This window comes from Streptomyces racemochromogenes, from assembly GCF_044129415.1.
In the GTDB taxonomy this organism is placed as follows: Bacteria; Actinomycetota; Actinomycetes; order Streptomycetales; family Streptomycetaceae; genus Streptomyces; species Streptomyces racemochromogenes_A.
In genome coordinates this window covers 1-15846 of the sequence record NZ_JBBDHD010000144.1, presented here as the reverse complement: position 1 = coordinate 15846, position 15846 = coordinate 1, and the positions used below count along the sequence as shown (strand labels likewise).

General features: G+C 72.6%; 17 protein-coding genes. 9 read left to right on the top strand and 8 right to left on the bottom strand.

Going from position 1 to position 15846, the window contains the following annotated elements:
* Positions 1-145: 145 nt before the first annotated feature.
* The 3 genes from WDV06_RS32165 to WDV06_RS32155 all read right to left on the bottom strand — a co-directional run bounded on the left by WDV06_RS32165 (position 146) and on the right by WDV06_RS32155 (position 3333).
* Positions 146-796, bottom strand: a complete 651-nt coding sequence (locus tag WDV06_RS32165; RefSeq protein ID WP_395513345.1) for a fasciclin domain-containing protein — start codon at positions 794-796, stop codon at positions 146-148.
* Positions 797-886: 90 nt separating this feature from the next.
* Positions 887-2482, bottom strand: a complete 1596-nt coding sequence (locus WDV06_RS32160; RefSeq protein WP_395513344.1) for a molybdopterin-dependent oxidoreductase — start codon at positions 2480-2482, stop codon at positions 887-889.
* A 710-nt stretch (positions 2483-3192) separates the two neighbouring features.
* Positions 3193-3333, bottom strand: coding sequence for a chaplin family protein (locus WDV06_RS32155; protein WP_395513343.1), 141 nt, complete (start codon positions 3331-3333; stop codon positions 3193-3195).
* A gap of 286 nt (positions 3334-3619) precedes the next feature.
* On the opposite strand from WDV06_RS32155, the gene sigK reads away from it, so the two are divergent.
* The 4 genes from sigK to WDV06_RS32135 all read left to right on the top strand — a co-directional run bounded on the left by sigK (position 3620) and on the right by WDV06_RS32135 (position 6125).
* Positions 3620-4285, top strand: a complete 666-nt coding sequence (gene sigK, locus WDV06_RS32150) for an ECF RNA polymerase sigma factor SigK (protein ID WP_395513342.1) — start codon at positions 3620-3622, stop codon at positions 4283-4285.
* Positions 4282-5031 carry an anti-sigma factor gene (locus WDV06_RS32145; RefSeq protein WP_395513341.1) on the top strand — a complete coding sequence of 250 codons (750 nt, stop codon included), beginning with the start codon at positions 4282-4284 and terminating at the stop codon, positions 5029-5031. The genes sigK and WDV06_RS32145 overlap by 4 nt, the downstream gene beginning before the upstream one ends.
* 157 nt (positions 5032-5188) lie before the next feature.
* On the top strand, positions 5189-5380 hold the full coding sequence (locus tag WDV06_RS32140; protein ID WP_395513340.1) for a hypothetical protein: 192 nt from the start codon (positions 5189-5191) through the stop codon (positions 5378-5380).
* A 166-nt stretch (positions 5381-5546) separates the two neighbouring features.
* On the top strand, positions 5547-6125 hold the full coding sequence (locus tag WDV06_RS32135) for a TetR/AcrR family transcriptional regulator (RefSeq protein ID WP_395513339.1): 579 nt from the start codon (positions 5547-5549) through the stop codon (positions 6123-6125).
* Between the two features lie 67 nt (positions 6126-6192).
* Here the strand turns inward: WDV06_RS32135 and WDV06_RS32130 are convergent, their stop codons facing one another.
* Positions 6193-6633: an SRPBCC family protein gene (locus WDV06_RS32130; RefSeq protein WP_395513338.1), complete on the bottom strand. Its 441-nt coding sequence runs from the start codon at positions 6631-6633 to the stop codon at positions 6193-6195.
* 306 nt (positions 6634-6939) lie between these two features.
* Here WDV06_RS32130 and WDV06_RS32125 point away from each other — a divergent pair, with 306 nt between their 5' ends.
* The 3 genes from WDV06_RS32125 to WDV06_RS32115 all read left to right on the top strand — a co-directional run bounded on the left by WDV06_RS32125 (position 6940) and on the right by WDV06_RS32115 (position 9927).
* On the top strand, positions 6940-8115 hold the full coding sequence (locus WDV06_RS32125) for a glutathione-independent formaldehyde dehydrogenase (RefSeq protein WP_395513337.1): 1176 nt from the start codon (positions 6940-6942) through the stop codon (positions 8113-8115).
* 213 nt (positions 8116-8328) lie between these two features.
* On the top strand, positions 8329-8958 hold the full coding sequence (locus WDV06_RS32120; protein ID WP_395513336.1) for a maleylpyruvate isomerase N-terminal domain-containing protein: 630 nt from the start codon (positions 8329-8331) through the stop codon (positions 8956-8958).
* 27 nt (positions 8959-8985) lie between these two features.
* Positions 8986-9927, top strand: a complete 942-nt coding sequence (locus tag WDV06_RS32115; RefSeq protein WP_395513335.1) for an N-acetylglucosamine kinase — start codon at positions 8986-8988, stop codon at positions 9925-9927.
* A gap of 48 nt (positions 9928-9975) precedes the next feature.
* Here WDV06_RS32115 and WDV06_RS32110 read toward each other — a convergent pair whose 3' ends face one another.
* Both WDV06_RS32110 and WDV06_RS32105 read right to left on the bottom strand, forming a co-directional pair.
* Positions 9976-10446, bottom strand: coding sequence for a flavodoxin family protein (locus WDV06_RS32110; protein ID WP_395513334.1), 471 nt, complete (start codon positions 10444-10446; stop codon positions 9976-9978).
* A gap of 127 nt (positions 10447-10573) precedes the next feature.
* A complete protein-coding gene (locus WDV06_RS32105; RefSeq protein WP_395513333.1) occupies positions 10574-11269 on the bottom strand; it encodes a TetR/AcrR family transcriptional regulator in 696 nt (231 codons plus the stop codon).
* 94 nt (positions 11270-11363) lie between these two features.
* Here WDV06_RS32105 and WDV06_RS32100 point away from each other — a divergent pair, with 94 nt between their 5' ends.
* Complete coding sequence (locus tag WDV06_RS32100) at positions 11364-12407, top strand: aldo/keto reductase (RefSeq protein ID WP_395513332.1); 1044 nt, start codon at positions 11364-11366, stop codon at positions 12405-12407.
* A gap of 130 nt (positions 12408-12537) precedes the next feature.
* On the opposite strand, the gene WDV06_RS32095 is transcribed toward WDV06_RS32100, so the two are convergent.
* Positions 12538-12741: a CsbD family protein gene (locus WDV06_RS32095; RefSeq protein WP_395513331.1), complete on the bottom strand. Its 204-nt coding sequence runs from the start codon at positions 12739-12741 to the stop codon at positions 12538-12540.
* A gap of 531 nt (positions 12742-13272) precedes the next feature.
* Here WDV06_RS32095 and WDV06_RS32090 point away from each other — a divergent pair.
* The gene (locus WDV06_RS32090; RefSeq protein WP_395513330.1) at positions 13273-14631 is read left to right on the top strand and encodes a chloride channel protein; all 1359 of its coding nucleotides are present in this window, start codon (positions 13273-13275) and stop codon (positions 14629-14631) included.
* 50 nt (positions 14632-14681) lie between these two features.
* Here WDV06_RS32090 and WDV06_RS32085 read toward each other — a convergent pair whose 3' ends face one another.
* Entirely contained in the window at positions 14682-15371 is a 690-nt protein-coding gene (locus tag WDV06_RS32085) for a hypothetical protein (protein WP_395513329.1), read from the bottom strand.
* Positions 15372-15846 lie beyond the last annotated feature (475 nt).

Below are 15846 nucleotides of genomic sequence, written 5' to 3'. Positions count from 1 at the left end.
CCGCGCGGGGGGGGCGCGGCGGCCCGGCAGCGGACCCCGGGGGCCGGCCCCCCCCCCGCGGGGGCGGCCCCGCGCCCCCCCCCCCCCCCCCCCCCCCCCCCCCCCCCCCCCCCCCCCCGGTGGGGTGGTCCTGGTACCGCGGTGGTTACTTCGGCATCAGGACGGTGTCGACGATGTAGACCTGGGCGTTGGCGGTCTTCACGTCGCCGCAGACCACGTTCGAGGTGTCGTTGACCGTGTAGGACTCGCCGGAGCCGGTCGTGGTGACCGTGCCCTTCTCCAGGGTCTCGAAGGAGCCGTTCTCCAGCTGCTTGGGGGTGAGCTTCTGGCCGACGACGTGGTAGGTGAGGATCTTGGTGAGCGTGGCCTTGTCGGCGAGGACCTTGTCGAGGTCGGCCTTCGGGATCTTCGCGAAGGCGTCGTTGGTGGGTGCGAACACCGTGATGTCCTTGGCGTTGTTCAGCGTGTCGACCAGGCCGGCCTTCTTGACGGCCGCCACCAGGGTGGACAGGGCCGGGTTGTTGGACGCGGCGGTGGCGACGGGGTCCTTGGCCATGCCGTCGAAGGAACCGGCGCCTTCCTTCGGTACGCCGGCACAGGCCGGGCCGAAGGGGCTTCCGCCGCCCGCCGAGCCGCCCGCCGGGGTGCCGGCGGCGGTGCCGCCCTGCTCGCCGGCGGCCGCGGGGGGCGCCGCCTTGGTGTCGCTGCCGGAGTCGGAGCACGCGGCCAGGGAGAAGGGCAGCAGGGCGGCTGCGGCGACGGCGATCGCGGTACGGCGGATCTTGGTGCTGTTCATCATGTCTCTTGCTCCTTGATGCTGTGTTTGCAAGGGGATTGGTGCGGTGCGGCCGTGTGTGCCGGGCCGCTCTCGGAACGGTGCGGGGGTCTAGGGGACGGTGACGAAGACGCTGTGCCAGCCGCTCGCTCCGTCGGGCATGGTGGGGGCACGCTGCTCGGTCTGCGCCTGGCCGGTGCCGTCGGTGGCCCGGACGGTGATCGTGTGGCCGCCGGGGGTGGCCTGCCAGCGGTACGACCACTGCCGCCAGGTGTCGATGCCTGCCTGGGCGGCGAGGTCGGCGTCCTGCCAGGGCCCGTCGTCCACCCGGATCTCGACGCGGGAGACACCGCGGTGCGGGGCCCAGGCGACCCCGGCGACGGTCACGGTGCCGGCCGAGGGCCGGGCGAACGGCTTGGGGGTGTCGATACGGGCCTGGGTCTTGACCGGTGCCTTCCGTGCCCATCGGCGCTTGACCCAGTACGGGTCGTAGGCGTCGAAGGTGGTCAGCTCGATGTCGGTGATCCACTTGCAGGCGGACACGTAGCCGTACAGGCCGGGGACGAGCATGCGAACGGGGAAGCCGTGGTCGAAGGGGAGGGGCTCGCCGTTCATGCCGACGGCGAGGAGGGCGTCGCGGCCGTCCATCACCTCCTCGACCGGAGAGCCGAGGGTCATCCCGTCCACCGAGCGTGCCACCAGCTGATCGGCCGTGCCGCCTCGCGAGGGAGGGCGGACACCGGTCTCGGTGAGGAGGCCGGCGAGAGGAACGCCGAGCCAGCGGGCGGTTCCGGTGTAGGGGCCGCCGACCTCGTTGGACACGCAGGTCAACGTGATGTCGCGTTCGATGAGGGGGCGGGCCAGGAGCTCGTCGAGGGTGTAGGTACGCGGCCGGATGACGCCTTTGCCGTGGATGCGCAGCCGCCAGGTCGCGGCGTCGACCCTGGGCACGGTCAGCGCGGTGTCGACGCGGTAGAAGTCTGCTCGGGGGGTGGTGAAGGAGCTGATGCCGGGCACCTTCAGCTGGACCCCGGCAGGGAGGGCAGGGGCTGGGGAGGCGGCCCGGGGCAGAACCAGACTCTCGCGGGAGGCGACCGCGCCGTGGCCGTGGCGCCCGGCGAGGAACCGTCCCAGAGTGGCCGCCGAGGCTGCGGTGACGGTGGTGACACCCGCCGCGGCGAGGAAGCCTCGCCGGCTCCACCCGTCCCGTCCGGCCCCGGTCTCCTCGGGTGCCGCGGTCGGCTGCGCGGCCGCCGCCGCGGACGCCAGCAGGTAGAGCGTCAGGGCACCGGCCAGCGCACCCAGAACCGAGGGCAGCACGTCACCGATGCCTGTGGAGTCGGGGCGGCTGAGGGCGGCCGCAGCCCCGACGATCCCGAACAGCAGCACGCCCGCGGCCCCGGCGCGCCGATGGGACAGGCTGAACACGCCCAGAGCCACGGCGAGGAGGGCGAGAACGGCAAGGATCCCCAGTTGCAGGACGGTCTTGTCGTTCTCCCCGAACGTGCGGATCGCGAAGTCCTTCACTCCGGCCGGCGTCCGGTCGATCACCGCGCCGCCCACCACCGTCACCGGTCCCGCGGCCGGGCGGACCGCGCCGGCAACCAGCTCGGCCACGGCCAAGGCCGTGAAGGCGGCCAGGAGTCCGGCCGGCGCGCCGAGTGCGGCACGGGAGAGGAAGGTGCGGAAGCTGCTCACACCCGGCATTCGGTGGCGCCCGTCCGGCGGATTGGCCCGTACCCGGAAAGAGTGAAGCATCGGCCTTCGTTGGTCTCCGGCACTCGGCGGTGCCGTACGACCTGCCGCTCGCCGGAGTCGGCGCAGGGGCGGCGGAGGGTGCGACCGCGCATGCTCGGCGGGTGCTCTGCGCGTATCGCCGCCGTGTTCGTCGCAGAGCCGCTGAGCCGCTGAGCCGCTGAGCCCCGGCCGCGACGGGCGGAGGCCCTTGGACGCCGTGGGCGTGGAGCTCGGGGGGCCGTGGTGCGGAAGGCGTCGCGGCTGAGGGCGGCGGAGTGGCCGCCGTGCGCGAAGCGGCTGGGGTGGGCGAAGCCAACGGCGGCGATCTCGGTGGCGGTGGCGGTGGCGCTGGCGGGGGTGGGAACGGCGAGCGCCAACTGCCCGCGGCGGGAGAGCCGCAGGGGCAGACGGGAGCGGGCGGGGTCCGGTGGCGCGGCGGAGCTTCGTCCCTACGCTCGCCCACCCGAAGTCCGGGCCGACCCCGATCAGGGGTCCCCGCCCCGCCACGGCGAAGGAGCTGCGGGTGGCCGCCGACAGCCACCCGCAGCCGACCCGCGCCCGGACGGTTTCACACGCAGCGCGTCCCCTGGACCGCCGTGTGCTCCGCGCCGGGTCGGGTCACCGGTCCGCGCCTCCCCGTCGTGGCGGCGCCGGACCGGAGCTGTGCCCGTTGTGCGGGGTCAGGCGTCGACGCAGGTGTCCCCGAAGGTCGGCACCTCGATGAGGTTGCCCGAGCCCACGCCCGGCGAGTACGCGGCCACACCCTGCGCGCCCGCGCCGGCCGCAAGGGCCGCAGCCGGACCTCGTCGCACACGAACCATGTCTCATACCTCCCGTGGGGACGTGCGGCCGGTGAGGCAGCCGGTGCAGACCTTCGCGCTCCCTCACACCCCTGGCTTCGCCGCCGCCTCCCCTTCGGCTTGCCCCACACCCCCGGATTCCCTCCAACGGGTCCCTCACCGTCGTTGGAGGTGACGAAGAGGCCCCCCATCCGAACGCCCGTCGGCTACGAAGAAAAGGCGACACACGTACAGGTTTCCCACGGCCGGACCGTCCCCCGCGGGCGGGACGGCCCCGCACGAGCGACGACACGAGGACCGGCATGCGATGGACGCCCCGCCCCCCGACGGCCGCCCCCGGTGGCCCTTTCGCCTTCTCACCACTGCCGGAGCCCCGCAGGTGAACCAACCGATCCCCTTCCGCAGCAGCAGGCCCGCGGAACCTGCCCACGGCGACCTCGGCAACGTCATGCAACGCGTCGCCCACGGCGACAAAGAGGCCTTCTCGGCGCTCTACGACGCCCTCGCCCCGATGATCTTCGGGATCGTGGTCAAGGTCGTGCGCGACCGGGCGCAGTCCGAGGAGGTCGCCCAGGAGGTCATGATCGACCTGTGGCGCCAGGCCGCCCGCTATCGCCCCGAGGCGGGTTCCGTGACCACGTGGGCGGCGACGATGGCGCACCGGCGGGCCGTGGACCGGGTCCGCTCCGCCCAGGCGTCCGCCGACCGGGAGCAGGCCCAGGCCGCCCGCGAGCACACCACCGCCTTCGACGAGGTCGCCGAACAGGTCGAGACCCGCCTGGAGTCCGAGCAGGTGCGCCGCTGCCTGCGCGGCCTGACCGAACTCCAGCGCCAGGCGGTGACCCTGGCCTACTACCGGGGGCTGACCTACCGTGAAGTCGCCGAAGCCCTGCGCACGCCGCTGCCCACCATCAAGACACGCATGCGCGACGGGCTCATCCGGCTCCGCGACTGCATGGGGGTGACCACATGAAACACCACGCCACCGACGCCCATACCCTCGCCGCCGCCTACGCCCTCGGCGCACTCGAAGACGACGAACGCCAGGCCTTCGACGCCCACCTTCAGGCCTGCGAGGCGTGCCGGCAGGAAGCCGCCGAGTTCCAGGCGACCGCGGCCCGCCTGGCGGCAGCCGTCTCCCAACCGCCCCCGCCGTCAGCAAAGGCACAGGTCATGGCCGCAATCGGCGGCGTACGCCAGCTGCCGCCGCACCTCCCCGCCCGCGCTGCCAAGCCCGCCCGCGGCGGCATGCTGCGGCGCGCGGCCGTGCCGCTGGCACTGGCGGCGAGCGTGGCCGCCGCCGCACTCGGCGGCGTCGCTGTCTGGCAGACGCAGAACGCCCACGACCTGGAACAGCGGGCGCGCCAGAGCCGGCAGCAACTCGACGCGGTCAGCGCCGTCCTGGCAGCCCCCGACGCCCGCACCGTCCACGGCCGGGCCGCCAACGGTGCCCTGACGACCGTGGTCGCCTCCGCGCGGCAGGACAAGGCCGTCTTCACCGCCGCCAACATTCCCCCGCCCGCGGCGGGCAAGACCTACCAGTTGTGGCTCGCCCACGACGACACCATGCGCCCGGCCGGCTTCATCGACCACGACGGCACCGTCGTCCTGACCGGCAGTCCCGCCGACGCCAGCGCCGTCGGACTCACCCTCGAACCCGCCGGAGGCTCACCCCAGCCCACCACCAAGCCCTTGCTCCTGATGCCCCTTCCCGCCTGACCCGGAACGCCGCCGCGTTGGCGGGGCGCCCGAGTACGTCCCGTACAAGGGCCCCCTCCAACGTCCAACGGCGGTGGGCCGGGCTACTTTCATGATCACGGCCCCGATCCGTAGGCTGGCCCGGCGCAGCAGGCGCATCGAGCAACGAGGGGGCCGCATGAGCAACTTGGGCGACAGCATGGCATCGAAGTACAACGACCTGGCATGGCGGCACAGCGAGAGGGCCAACGAGGCCTTCCAGAACTGGACGCTCCGCAAGACGCAGCAGGACCACGCGGAGGCGATGCTCCACGCCCAGATGGCCACCATGTACGCGGGCATGGCCGCAGCCACGAAACTGACCGACTAGCCCCACCCAGCGGCCGCCCCCCTCACCAGGACGGCTTCGTCCCCCTGCTCACTGCAGGGGGACACACACGTTGCCGCTTCCGGTCAACCTTGGAGCTCGGCCACGGCATCGCTGCTCGCCTGGCCGCCTCAATACGTGACGTCACGTCTCGTGGGATGATCCGGTCATGTCCCACGCACCCAATCCCGACCTGCGGAGCCCGCGCGTCCACCGCTCCACCCTCGACGCCGCCCTGGAACTGGCCGTCCGCGACGGCTACGTCAACGTCACCGTCGAGGCCATCGCAGCAGCGGCACAGGTCGGCAAGCAGACCATCTACCGGTGGTGGCCCAACAAGGCGGCCGTCCTCCTGGAGGCGCTCAACGACCGCACCGGACCGGCCTCACAGGTACCCGACACCGGCGACATCACCGCCGACCTCACGGCCGCGCTACAAGGCGTCATGGAGCTCCTGTCCACAGACCTCGGCACCATCTGGCGCGGTCTGATCGGCGACGCCCAACGCGATCCCCGCCTGGCCGAGGACATACGCCGCACCTTCCTCGAACCCCGCATGCTGTACTGGGAACAACGCCTCGGCTCAGCCATCGCCGAAGGCCTGCTCCGCGCCGACGTCCCGCCGCGGACCGTCGTCGAGCTCCTCTTCGGGCCCGTCTACTACCGGCTCCTGCTGGAGACCGACCCGCTGGACCCCGAGCATGCCGCCGCCCGCGTCGACTACCTCCTCAACGGCCTCAAGGCCTGAGCCCGCCGGCTGCCCGTCGCCCCCGTCGGCGCGGTGTACCGGCCCGGCGGCCTGGGGCCGTCGTCGTTCAGGCCTTCCGGAGCAGCAGGGTCGCCGCGCGGCCGAACATGAGGCGGGCCGTCCGGTTCAGGACACGGTCGAAGAGGCGGGGCAGGAAGCGGACGCGCAGTTCCTCCCGCCACACCACCCGGCTGCTGCCTCCCGGCCCTGGCCGGACCTCGATCTCCGCCCAGCCGAGGACGACCCGGCCGCGCTTCTCCAGCCGGCACAGGCCGGGCTCGTCGCCCACCGGCGGCCGCCAGACCGTCACCTCCATGACGTCGTCGAAGGCCACCGGTCCGACGCCCGACCGGGCCACGAAACGCGTTCCCTCTCGGGTCGGCGGCGCGGTGAGCACCTCGATGCTGGTCAGCGGGACCACGTCGGCATGACGGGGCCATTGCGTCAGTCTGCGCCACGCCTCCGCGGGGGCGAGCGGGGGCGTGCGTTCAAGGGAAAAGGCAGGCACGCCACGATCGTAGGGAATCGGCGCCGTCCACCGCGAAGCGACTGCTTCGGGTCCCATCCGCCGATCGTTCGACGGATGACCGTTTCGTCCCGGATGCGACGGGGACACGCTCAACAGGCCACCGGAGCGTCCAAGCCGCGCCTGGCGGGCCGGTGGCGGCTCCACCGTCCACCCGATCCGGGTGAACGGCCCGCAGAGGCGTGCCGGAGGCATGGACCCCGTCATCAGTGCATTGCGGGGTCGGCCCTGCGTGTCGCCTCTCTCACCATCGTGCCGTGATCGTTCCGCGGCACTGAGAGAAGCATCATGAAAGCAGCGGTATACGAAGGACCGCGATCGGTCGTGGTGAAGGACGTACCGGACGCACACATCGAACATCCCTGCGACATCATCGTCAAGGTCACCACCACGAACATCTGCGGTTCGGACCTGCACATGTACGAGGGCCGCACCTCGTTCGAGTCCGGCCGCACGTTGGGACACGAGAACATGGGCCAGGTGGTGGAGGTCGGCTCGGCCGTACGCAAGGTCCAGGTCGGCGAGTACGTCGTCCTGCCCTTCAACATCGCCTGCGGCTTCTGCAAGCAGTGCGAACAGGGCCTGACCAACTACTGCCTGACCATGCAGCCGGAACCGGCCCTCGCCGGAGCCGCTTACGGCTTCGCCGACATGGGCCCCTACCAGGGCGGCCAGGCAGAGCTGCTGCGCGTGCCCTACGGCGACTTCAACGCACTGCGCCTGGGCGAGGACGCCGCCGAGCGGCAAACGGATTACGTGATGCTCGCCGACATCTTCCCCACCGGCTATCACGCCACCGAGATGGCCCACGTCAAGCCGGGCGACCAGACGATCGTCTTCGGGGCCGGGCCCGTCGGGCTGATGGCGGCCTACTCCGCCGTGCTCAAGGGCGCCGGCCGCGTCTGGGTGGCCGACCACCAGCCCGACCGGCTGCTCAAGGCCGAGGAGATCGGGGCCATCCCGATCAACACCGCCGAGCAGGACCCGGCGGAGGTCGTCAAGGAAGCCACGCTCGGTCTGGGCGCCGACAACGGGTGTGAGTGCGTCGGCTACCAGGCACACGACCACGAGGGAAACGAGGACGCCAGCCTCACCCTCAACGGCCTCATCGACTCGGTCAGGTTCACCGGCGACATCGGCGTCGTGGGCGTCTTCCTGCCCCAGGACCCCGGCGGCGAAGAGGCACAGGGTGAGCTGGAGGCACAGGGCAAGGTACCGCTCGACTTCGGGATGATGTGGTTCAAGGGCCAGCACATGGGGACCGGCCAGGCGCCGGTGAAGAGGTACAACCGGGCGCTGCGGGACCTGATCGCCGGCGGGAAGGCGACACCGGGCTTCATCGTCTCCCACGAGCTCAGCCTCGACGAGGCCCCCTCCGCCTACGAACACTTCGACGCCCGTGACGAGGGCTGGACGAAGGTGGTGCTGCACCCGGACGGCCACGGCGACGGACACAAGCGCTAGGGACACCGGGGGCTTCAGCCGCTCCGCGCGCGGGCGGGACCACCGGGCGGGCGACGACCGGCGTCCGGCTCCGGCTTCAGCCGGAGCCGGAGCCGGACGGGCCTTCCTCGCCCGCGGCCGGCCTGGCCGTCGCCGGGAATGCGTCGTCCCTGCCGCGAGGTTGACGGGGCAGACACCCGACGACGGCGACAGGGGAACAGCACGGTGACGCAGGTGAGGGAGCTTTACCTGAGTGTGGCGGACACGGCGGCGAAGCTGTTGGCCGCGCCGGAGGTCGCGGACGCCTGGCACCGGCCCTCCGCCCTGGCGAAGCTCAGCGTCCAGGGGCTGGCGGGTCACCTGGCCGGGCAGGTGTTCTTCATCCCCACGGTGCTGGCAGAGCCGGTACCCACCGAGCCCGCCATCTCGATCCACGAGTACTACGCGCGAGTCAGCTGGATCGGCTCGGACCTTGACACTCCGTTCAACCGGGCCATTCGATCCGGCGGCGAGGAGGAGGCGGCTGACGGTCCGGCCGCGCTGGCTGCGCGAGTCGCCGCGTGCGTCGAGGAGCTGCGCGGCATCCTGCCCACCGTGCCGGACCGCCTGGTGCGTCGGCCCACCTGGGGGCCGTGGTCGATCGGGCTCGACGACTTCGTCGCCAGCCGGATGCTGGAGCTCGCCGTGCACTCCGACGACCTTGCGCACAGTGTCGGCTTGCCGACCCCGGAGTTCCCGGCCCCTGCCGTCGAGACCGTCGTGGACCTGCTGTCACGGATCGCCCTGCGCCGGCACGGCGCCACCGACGTCCTGCGCGCCCTGAGCCGGAGCGAACGCGCACCGGCCTCCATCTCGGCGCTCTAGCCCGAGCGCCGGCGAGGAGGACGAGGGATGACGCTGGTGCTCGGCATCGACGCCGGCGGGACCAGCCTGCGAGCGGCCGTCGCCGACCTGGCCGGGGGGCCGTTGCTGGCCACAGCGACGGCCGGCCCCGCCAACGCCCGGTCGGTGCCGGAATCGGTACTGGCGGAGCGGCTGGGGCACGCCATCGGGGGTGTGCTGCCCGAAGGCCGGGCCGCCGACGTGCGGTCCGTCGTCGCCGGGATCGCGGGGACGGGGATCCCGGGGCAGCGGGGGGACAGGGGGCAGGCCCTGGCGGCCCGGGCGCTGCGCACGGCACTGGCCCGGCACGGGGTTCGCGCCGCCCGCGTACGGATCACGGCCGACGCGGAGATCGCCTTCGCCGGCGCGCCGGGCACCCCGCCCGACGGGCTCGCAGTGATCGCCGGCACGGGCGCGGCCGCCGCCCGGATGCGCGCCCATCGCCTGACCGCGACCGCGGACGGCTGCGGATGGCTCACCGGCGATGACGGGAGCGGCTTCTGGATCGCCCGGGAAGGGGTCCGCCGGGCCCTGCGCGCACTGGACGGGCGGGGCCCCGGGACCGTGCTCGTCGGCCGGTTCGCGGAGGCCTTCCGGGGCCCGGCCCCGGAAGGGCCGTCGCTGCGCTTCGTGCTCGTCGACGGTGCGCTCGGCCTCGCCGAACCCGTGCGACTCGCCCGGTACTGCCCAGTGGTCGTACGGGCGGCGGCGGAGGGCGACGCGGTGGCGGGGCGCATCCTCGACGAGGCTGCGGACCTGCTGGCGCAGAGCGCGGCGGCGCTGCGCCCCCTGCGCGGCGAACCCCTGGTGACGGTGGGAGGGTTGCTGGGACCGGAGGGACCGCTGCTGGAGCGGTTCGCGGCCCGGGTCGCCGCGTGGGGGCTCGTGCCGCATCCGGTCGCGGACGGCCTGAAAGGCGCGGTCGCCCTCGCCCGTCGGGCTGCCCTCTAGCCGAACAGGCGGTCGAGGGTGTGGCAGCGGTCCCAGGAGCGGCACGGGTCAGGAAGCCGGCCCTTGCCCGTCCCGCAGCCGCGCGGCGAACGCCCGCGCGGCAGCCAGGTCCCGGTCGTTCGGCCGCTGTTTCCGGATACCGCCGACCAGCTTGAAGGGCCCCATGGTGTCCAACGCCCGGCACGAGAAGTTCCCGTCCACCTGAAAGCCCTTGCTTTCCAGGAGCTTGACCAGGGGTCGGGAGAAGGGCGCCAGCGGCAGCTCGGGAAACCCGCTGGTGGCGAACACGAATGCCCGGCCCCGCCCGGTGGGCAGCGCCTTGACGAAGTCGAGCAGGTGAGGGTGGAGCCTCTGATAGAAGACGCCCGAGCCGAATCCCACGAGGTCGGCGTCGGCCGGCTCCGTCGGGTCTGCCTGCTCGGGGGAGACGACCTTCGCGCCCAGTACCTGGGCCATGCTGTCGGCGACACGACGCGTATTGCCGTGCGACACGGAGGCGCACACGATGACGGACTTCATCCTCACGATCCCTTCTCTCGCTTCCGCAATGAAGACAGCGCAGCCGCGTCAGATGTGACACCCCGGGTGTGATGGCAGGCCACCACGGGGGAGAAGAAGGACGCCGCGGTGCCGGCCGTCGATGGGCTCAGAGCGGAGTTCGTACGAAGGCCCCCGCGCGGGCCGCCGCGATCGCCGCCGCGGCCGCCTGCCGGGCCGCGGCGTCGTCCAGCGGGGCGTCCGTCGTCAGCAGCCGGTAGTAGAGGGGGGCGGAGACGGCGCGCACCGTTTCGGCGGCGTCGGTGCCCTCGGGCAACTCGCCCCGCTCGACGGCCTCCTGGACGCAGGGCGCCCATTGCGCGACGCGGACCGCGTAGAAGCGGTGGAGGGCCGCGGCCGTGCGGGCGTCGCCCGTGGCGGCTGCGATGACGGCCTTGAACAGGGGGCCCTGGCGCGGGTCGGTCAGGGTGCGGCAGACGAGTCGGGCATTGGCCAGCAGGTCCTCCTCCAGCGAGCCGGTGTCGGTACGGGGCAGCGACTGCTCGGCCATGTCGGTCAGCAGGTCGGCGACCAGGCCGTCCACCGTGCCCCAGCGCCGGTACACGGTGGTCTTGCCGACCTCGGCCCGCCGTGCGACGTCGGCCAGGTCCAGTCCGTGGAAGCCCTGCTCGGCCAGGATGTCCCCGCCCGCCTCCAGCACGGCGGCCCGCACCCGTGCCGTCCGGCCCCCGGGGCGCACGGTCCCCGGCTCGGCGGTCCCGCGTCCCGCACCCCCCGCATCCCCCGCGTCCCCTGGGTGCCGTGAGTCGGCGGGAGGGATCGTGGCATCACTCGGCAATGTCATAACGGGTCCCTGGTTCCATTAGTGATGGTCGGCTGCTACCTTGAGCCCATCCTAATGGGTCTACAGCCCCATTACTGCGTGGGAGGAATCCGTCATGGAATACAGGCAGCTCGGTGCGTCCGGCCTCAAGGTTCCCGCCCTCGGCTTCGGTGCCGGCACCTTCGGCGGCCGCGGCCCCGTCTTCGGCGCCTGGGGCAGCACCGACACCCGGGAAGCCCGCCGGCTCGTCGACCTCTGCATCGACGCCGGCATCACCCTCTTCGACACCGCCGACGTCTACTCGGCAGGCGCCTCCGAGGAAGTCCTCGGCCAGGCCGTCAAGGGCCGCCGCGACCAGGTGCTCATCTCCACCAAGGCGGGACTGCCCACCGGTGACGGCCCCGGCGACTACGGCACCTCCCGCTCCCGTCTCATCGCAGCGGTCGAGGACTCCCTGCGCCGGCTCGGCACCGACCACATCGACCTCTTCCAGCTCCACGGCTTCGACGCCGCCACCCCCGTCGAAGAAGTGCTGTCCACCCTCGACCAGCTCGTCCGCTCCGGCAAGGTCCGCTACACCGGCGTCTCCAACTTCGCCGGCTGGCAGCTGATGAAGTCCCTCGCGGCCGCCGACCGGCACGGCTTCCCCCGCTACGCGGCCCACCAGGTCTACTACTCCCTCATCGGCCGCGACTACGAATGGGAGCTGATGCCCCTCGCCCACGACCAGGGCGTCGGCGCGATCGTATGGAGCCCCCTGGGCTGGGGCCGTCTCACCGGCAAGATCCGCCGCGGCCTCCCCCTGCCCGCCGGCAGCCGGCTGCACGCCACCGCCGACTACGCCCCGCCGGTGGAGGACGACCACCTCCACGACGTCGTCGACGCCCTCGACGAGGTGGCGCAGGAGACCGGCCGGACCATCCCCCAGGTCGCCATCAACTGGCTGCTGCGCCGCCCGACCGTCTCCACCGTCCTCATCGGGGCCCGCGACGAGCAGCAGCTGCGGCAGAACATCGACGCCACCGGCTGGGAGCTGACCAGCGAGCAGACCGCCCGCCTCGACGCCACCAGCCACCGTCCGGCGCCGTACCCGCACTTCCCCTACGAACGCCAGGAAGGCTTCGCCCGGCTCAACCCCCCGATGACCACCCGCAACTGACCTCCGCCCGGTCTGTGCACGGACCACGCGTCCACAGACGCGCCCAACGACACCCTGGACACGCCCGGCAGGTCCCCGGCAGCACGTGCCGGGGACCTGAGGGAGGGCCCTGCCTCAGCTCCGGACCGGTTCAGGGCTCCCGGCGGTCGCCGCGCAGGGAGTCCTTGATCCCGCGGGCCTGTTCCTCGGCCTTGCCCGCGGCCTCGCGGGTCTTGCCCTTGAGCTGGTCCGTCTTGCCCTCGGCCCGCATCCGCTCGTTGCCGGTCGCCTTGCCCGCGACCTCCTTGGCCTTGCCCTTGGCCTGCTCCATCTTTCCCTTGGCCTTCTCCGCCATGAGGAAACACTCCCTTTCTGAAAAGTCGGTCGCTGGACAAACTAGGCGATAGCAGGAGGAACCGCGCGTCGAGACGAGGCCGGAGCAGCCGCCCTCGATCAGGCCATCCCGCCAAGCCCCGGATACGGCGGCGTGGCCCACGTGCTCCGGTCCGACGGAGGGATCGCCTCCTTCCAGGTGGTGAACAGCTCCGGTTGGACCGAACGGACCCCACCGGACAGATCCGCGAGGTTCCCTGGTGAACGCCCGCCCGTGAGCAGCGCCCCGCGGGCCAGCCACCCGGCCACGGCCGGAACGAGCGACGCAGCCGGCGCGCCCGGCCTGCACCCCGGTCCGTTCGTGCCGTGCCGTTCGTGCCGTGCCGTGCCGTGCCGTGCCGTGCCGTGCCGTGCCGTGCCGTGCCGCAGAAGGATTCCGCCGAGGGCGGCCGGAACGGATCAGGAGTCCGAGCGTGCCGACCGGCGCTCGATCGTCCGCGCCCGCGATGATGCGCAGGAGGGATGCGGGCCGGATCTCAAGGAGATGATGCGCATGTCAGCCGGACCACCCACCGCGGGCACCGCAACGCCGCAGGACGCACTGGCGATCGTCCGCAGCCGCGGCTACGTGTCGGTGCTGGTGATCTCGGCACTGCTCGGCGTGCCGATCTCGGCCGTCGCGTTCGGATTCCTCGCCCTGGTGTCCGAACTCCAGTCGCTGATCTACCACGACCTGCCCGAGAACCTCGGCTTCCACGGGACCCCCGACTGGTGGGCGATCGGGCCGCTCGCGATCGCCGGGGTCCTGGTCGCCCTGACGATCCGGTACCTGCCGGGCGGCGGCGGCCACAAGCCGGCCGAGGGTTTCAAGGCCGGCGGCACACCCTCGTTCGCCATGGTGCCCGGTGTGGTGATCGCCGCGCTCGCCACGCTCAGCCTGGGCGCCGTCCTCGGTCCGGAGGCCCCGCTGATCGCGCTCGGCGGCGGGCTCGCCGTCGGCGCGGCCAAGCTCATCAAGCGCGACGCCCCGCCCAGCGCCGTGGGCGTCATCGGGGCGGCCGGCAGTTTCGCGGCCGTCAGCGAACTGCTGGGATCCCCGCTCGTCGGGGCCTTCCTCCTCATGGAGGCCGCCGGTCTGGGCGGCCCGATGATGGGCGTGGTGCTGGTCCCGGGCCTGCTCTCCGCCGGCGTCGGATCGCTGATCTTCACCGGCCTGGGGAGCTGGACCGGCCTCGGCACCTACTCGCTGGCGCTGACCCACGTGCCGCCCGCCGGCTCCCCCACGGTCGGCGAGTTCGCGTGGGCGGTCGTCGCGGGCGTCGCCGCCGCCTTCCTGGGGGAAGCGATCCGCCGCTCCTCGCTCTCCCTCCAGGCCGTCGTCGAGCGTCACCGGCTGCCGCTCACCGTCCTGATGGGCGTGGCCGTCGGCGTCATCGCGCTGCTGTACGCGGTGATGACGGACCGGCCGGCCACCGGCGTGCTGTTCTCCGGCCAGGACGCCCTCGCACCCCTGCTCGCCGGCAGCGCGGGCTACACCGCGGCCACCCTCGTCGTCCTGCTGGTGTGCAAGACCCTGGCCTACAGCGCCTCCATGAGCGCCTTCCGCGGCGGCCCGGTCTTCCCCGCGGTCTTCGTCGGAGCGACCGGCGGCCTCGCCCTCTCCCATCTGCCCGGACTGGGCGGCACCGCCGGGTTCGCCATGGGGATCGGCGCGATGACCGTGGCGATGCTGAAACTTCCCCTCACCGCCGTCATGCTGGCCACCCTGCTGCTCGGCGCGGACGGTCTCACCGTGATGCCGCTGGTGATCGTCGCCGTGGTGACCTCGTACGTCGTGACGCTCCGCCTCGGCCGGCTCCCGGCGGGGGCTGCGCCCGAAGCGCGTCCACAGGCGCAACCACCCGCCGCGTGACCACCGCCGCCCGCGCGGTATCCGATCCCGCTGCCGCGGTGTCCGGGACGTCAGGCGAAAACGTTCACGGCCCGGGCGACGACGAGCCCGAGGATCATCAGGGAGACGATGGACTGGAGGGTCATGACGCACTTCGCCCAGGGAGCGAGCGGCATCACGTCGGTGGGGCTCAGTGCGGTGGAATTGGTGTACCCGAGGTAGAGGTAGTCGACATAGCGGGGGCGCCAGTTCGGGGCGGCCAGTCCGGGACTGAGCTGCTGGGGAAAGGCGAGCGCGGGGGCGGCGGGCATGTGGTGGGCCCGGGCGGCCGGGCCGCCGCTGTCGAGTTCGAAGTACAGGAGCGAGAACGCGAGGACGGTGGAGATCCAGACGCTGCTGCCGGCGTACAGGAGGGCCGTCGCGGAGTTGGTCTCGGCTCCGCCGTGGATGAGATCGTCGATCAGCCGGATGGTCGACCAGGTCGCGCTGCACACGAGCAGGACGACCAGGGCGATCGACACGCAGCGCAGGGCGGAGGAGCGGCGGCTGATCCGCACGGGGTCGCCCGAGACCAGCGCCACCAGCAAGAGCCCTTCGGCGAGGGGAAGCGCCCATCGGGGCCCGAGGCGCAGGTAGTCGGGCAGGAACAGGGTCAGCGCGGCGGAGGCGATGACGGCTGCGGCCATCGGCCAGCGGGTCTCGGGAGGGACGGCAGGACGCGGCTCCAGCTCCTGCTCGCGCGCACGGGTCATACGGTTCATCTCGGGGTTCTGTCCGGTCACGGCCCACGGCTTCCGGGGCTCGGTGGTCGATCGGATCGCCGTGTCCGTCACGGTCAGGCGCCGGGCTGTCGCGGTCGTACCGGCCGCCCTTGGTGCCGCTCGGGATGACGCGGGGCTGGATCTTGTGTCACACCGTAGACCGGGGTGAGCAAGAGGGAGCGGCCGACACGCTCCGCCCTCACACCCCTGCCGAAACGCCGGGCGGCCCTGCCGGGTCCGGAGATCGACGCCGGGCCGGAATCGGTGACGCACGGGAGGCCTGGCGGAGCTGTCGGCGGCCGCCCGGGCCACCGGGCTCAGCCGGCCCGAACCTGCCCCTGGGCCTGCGCTGATGCGGCCGCCTCGGGTACCCCTCAACTGCCACGGGAAACGCGTGGAGTTCGCGTGCATGGGCGGCGGGGGGCCGGGCAGACGACGGCTCGGAGGTTGATAATCATGGTTCCCCTGCTTCTCG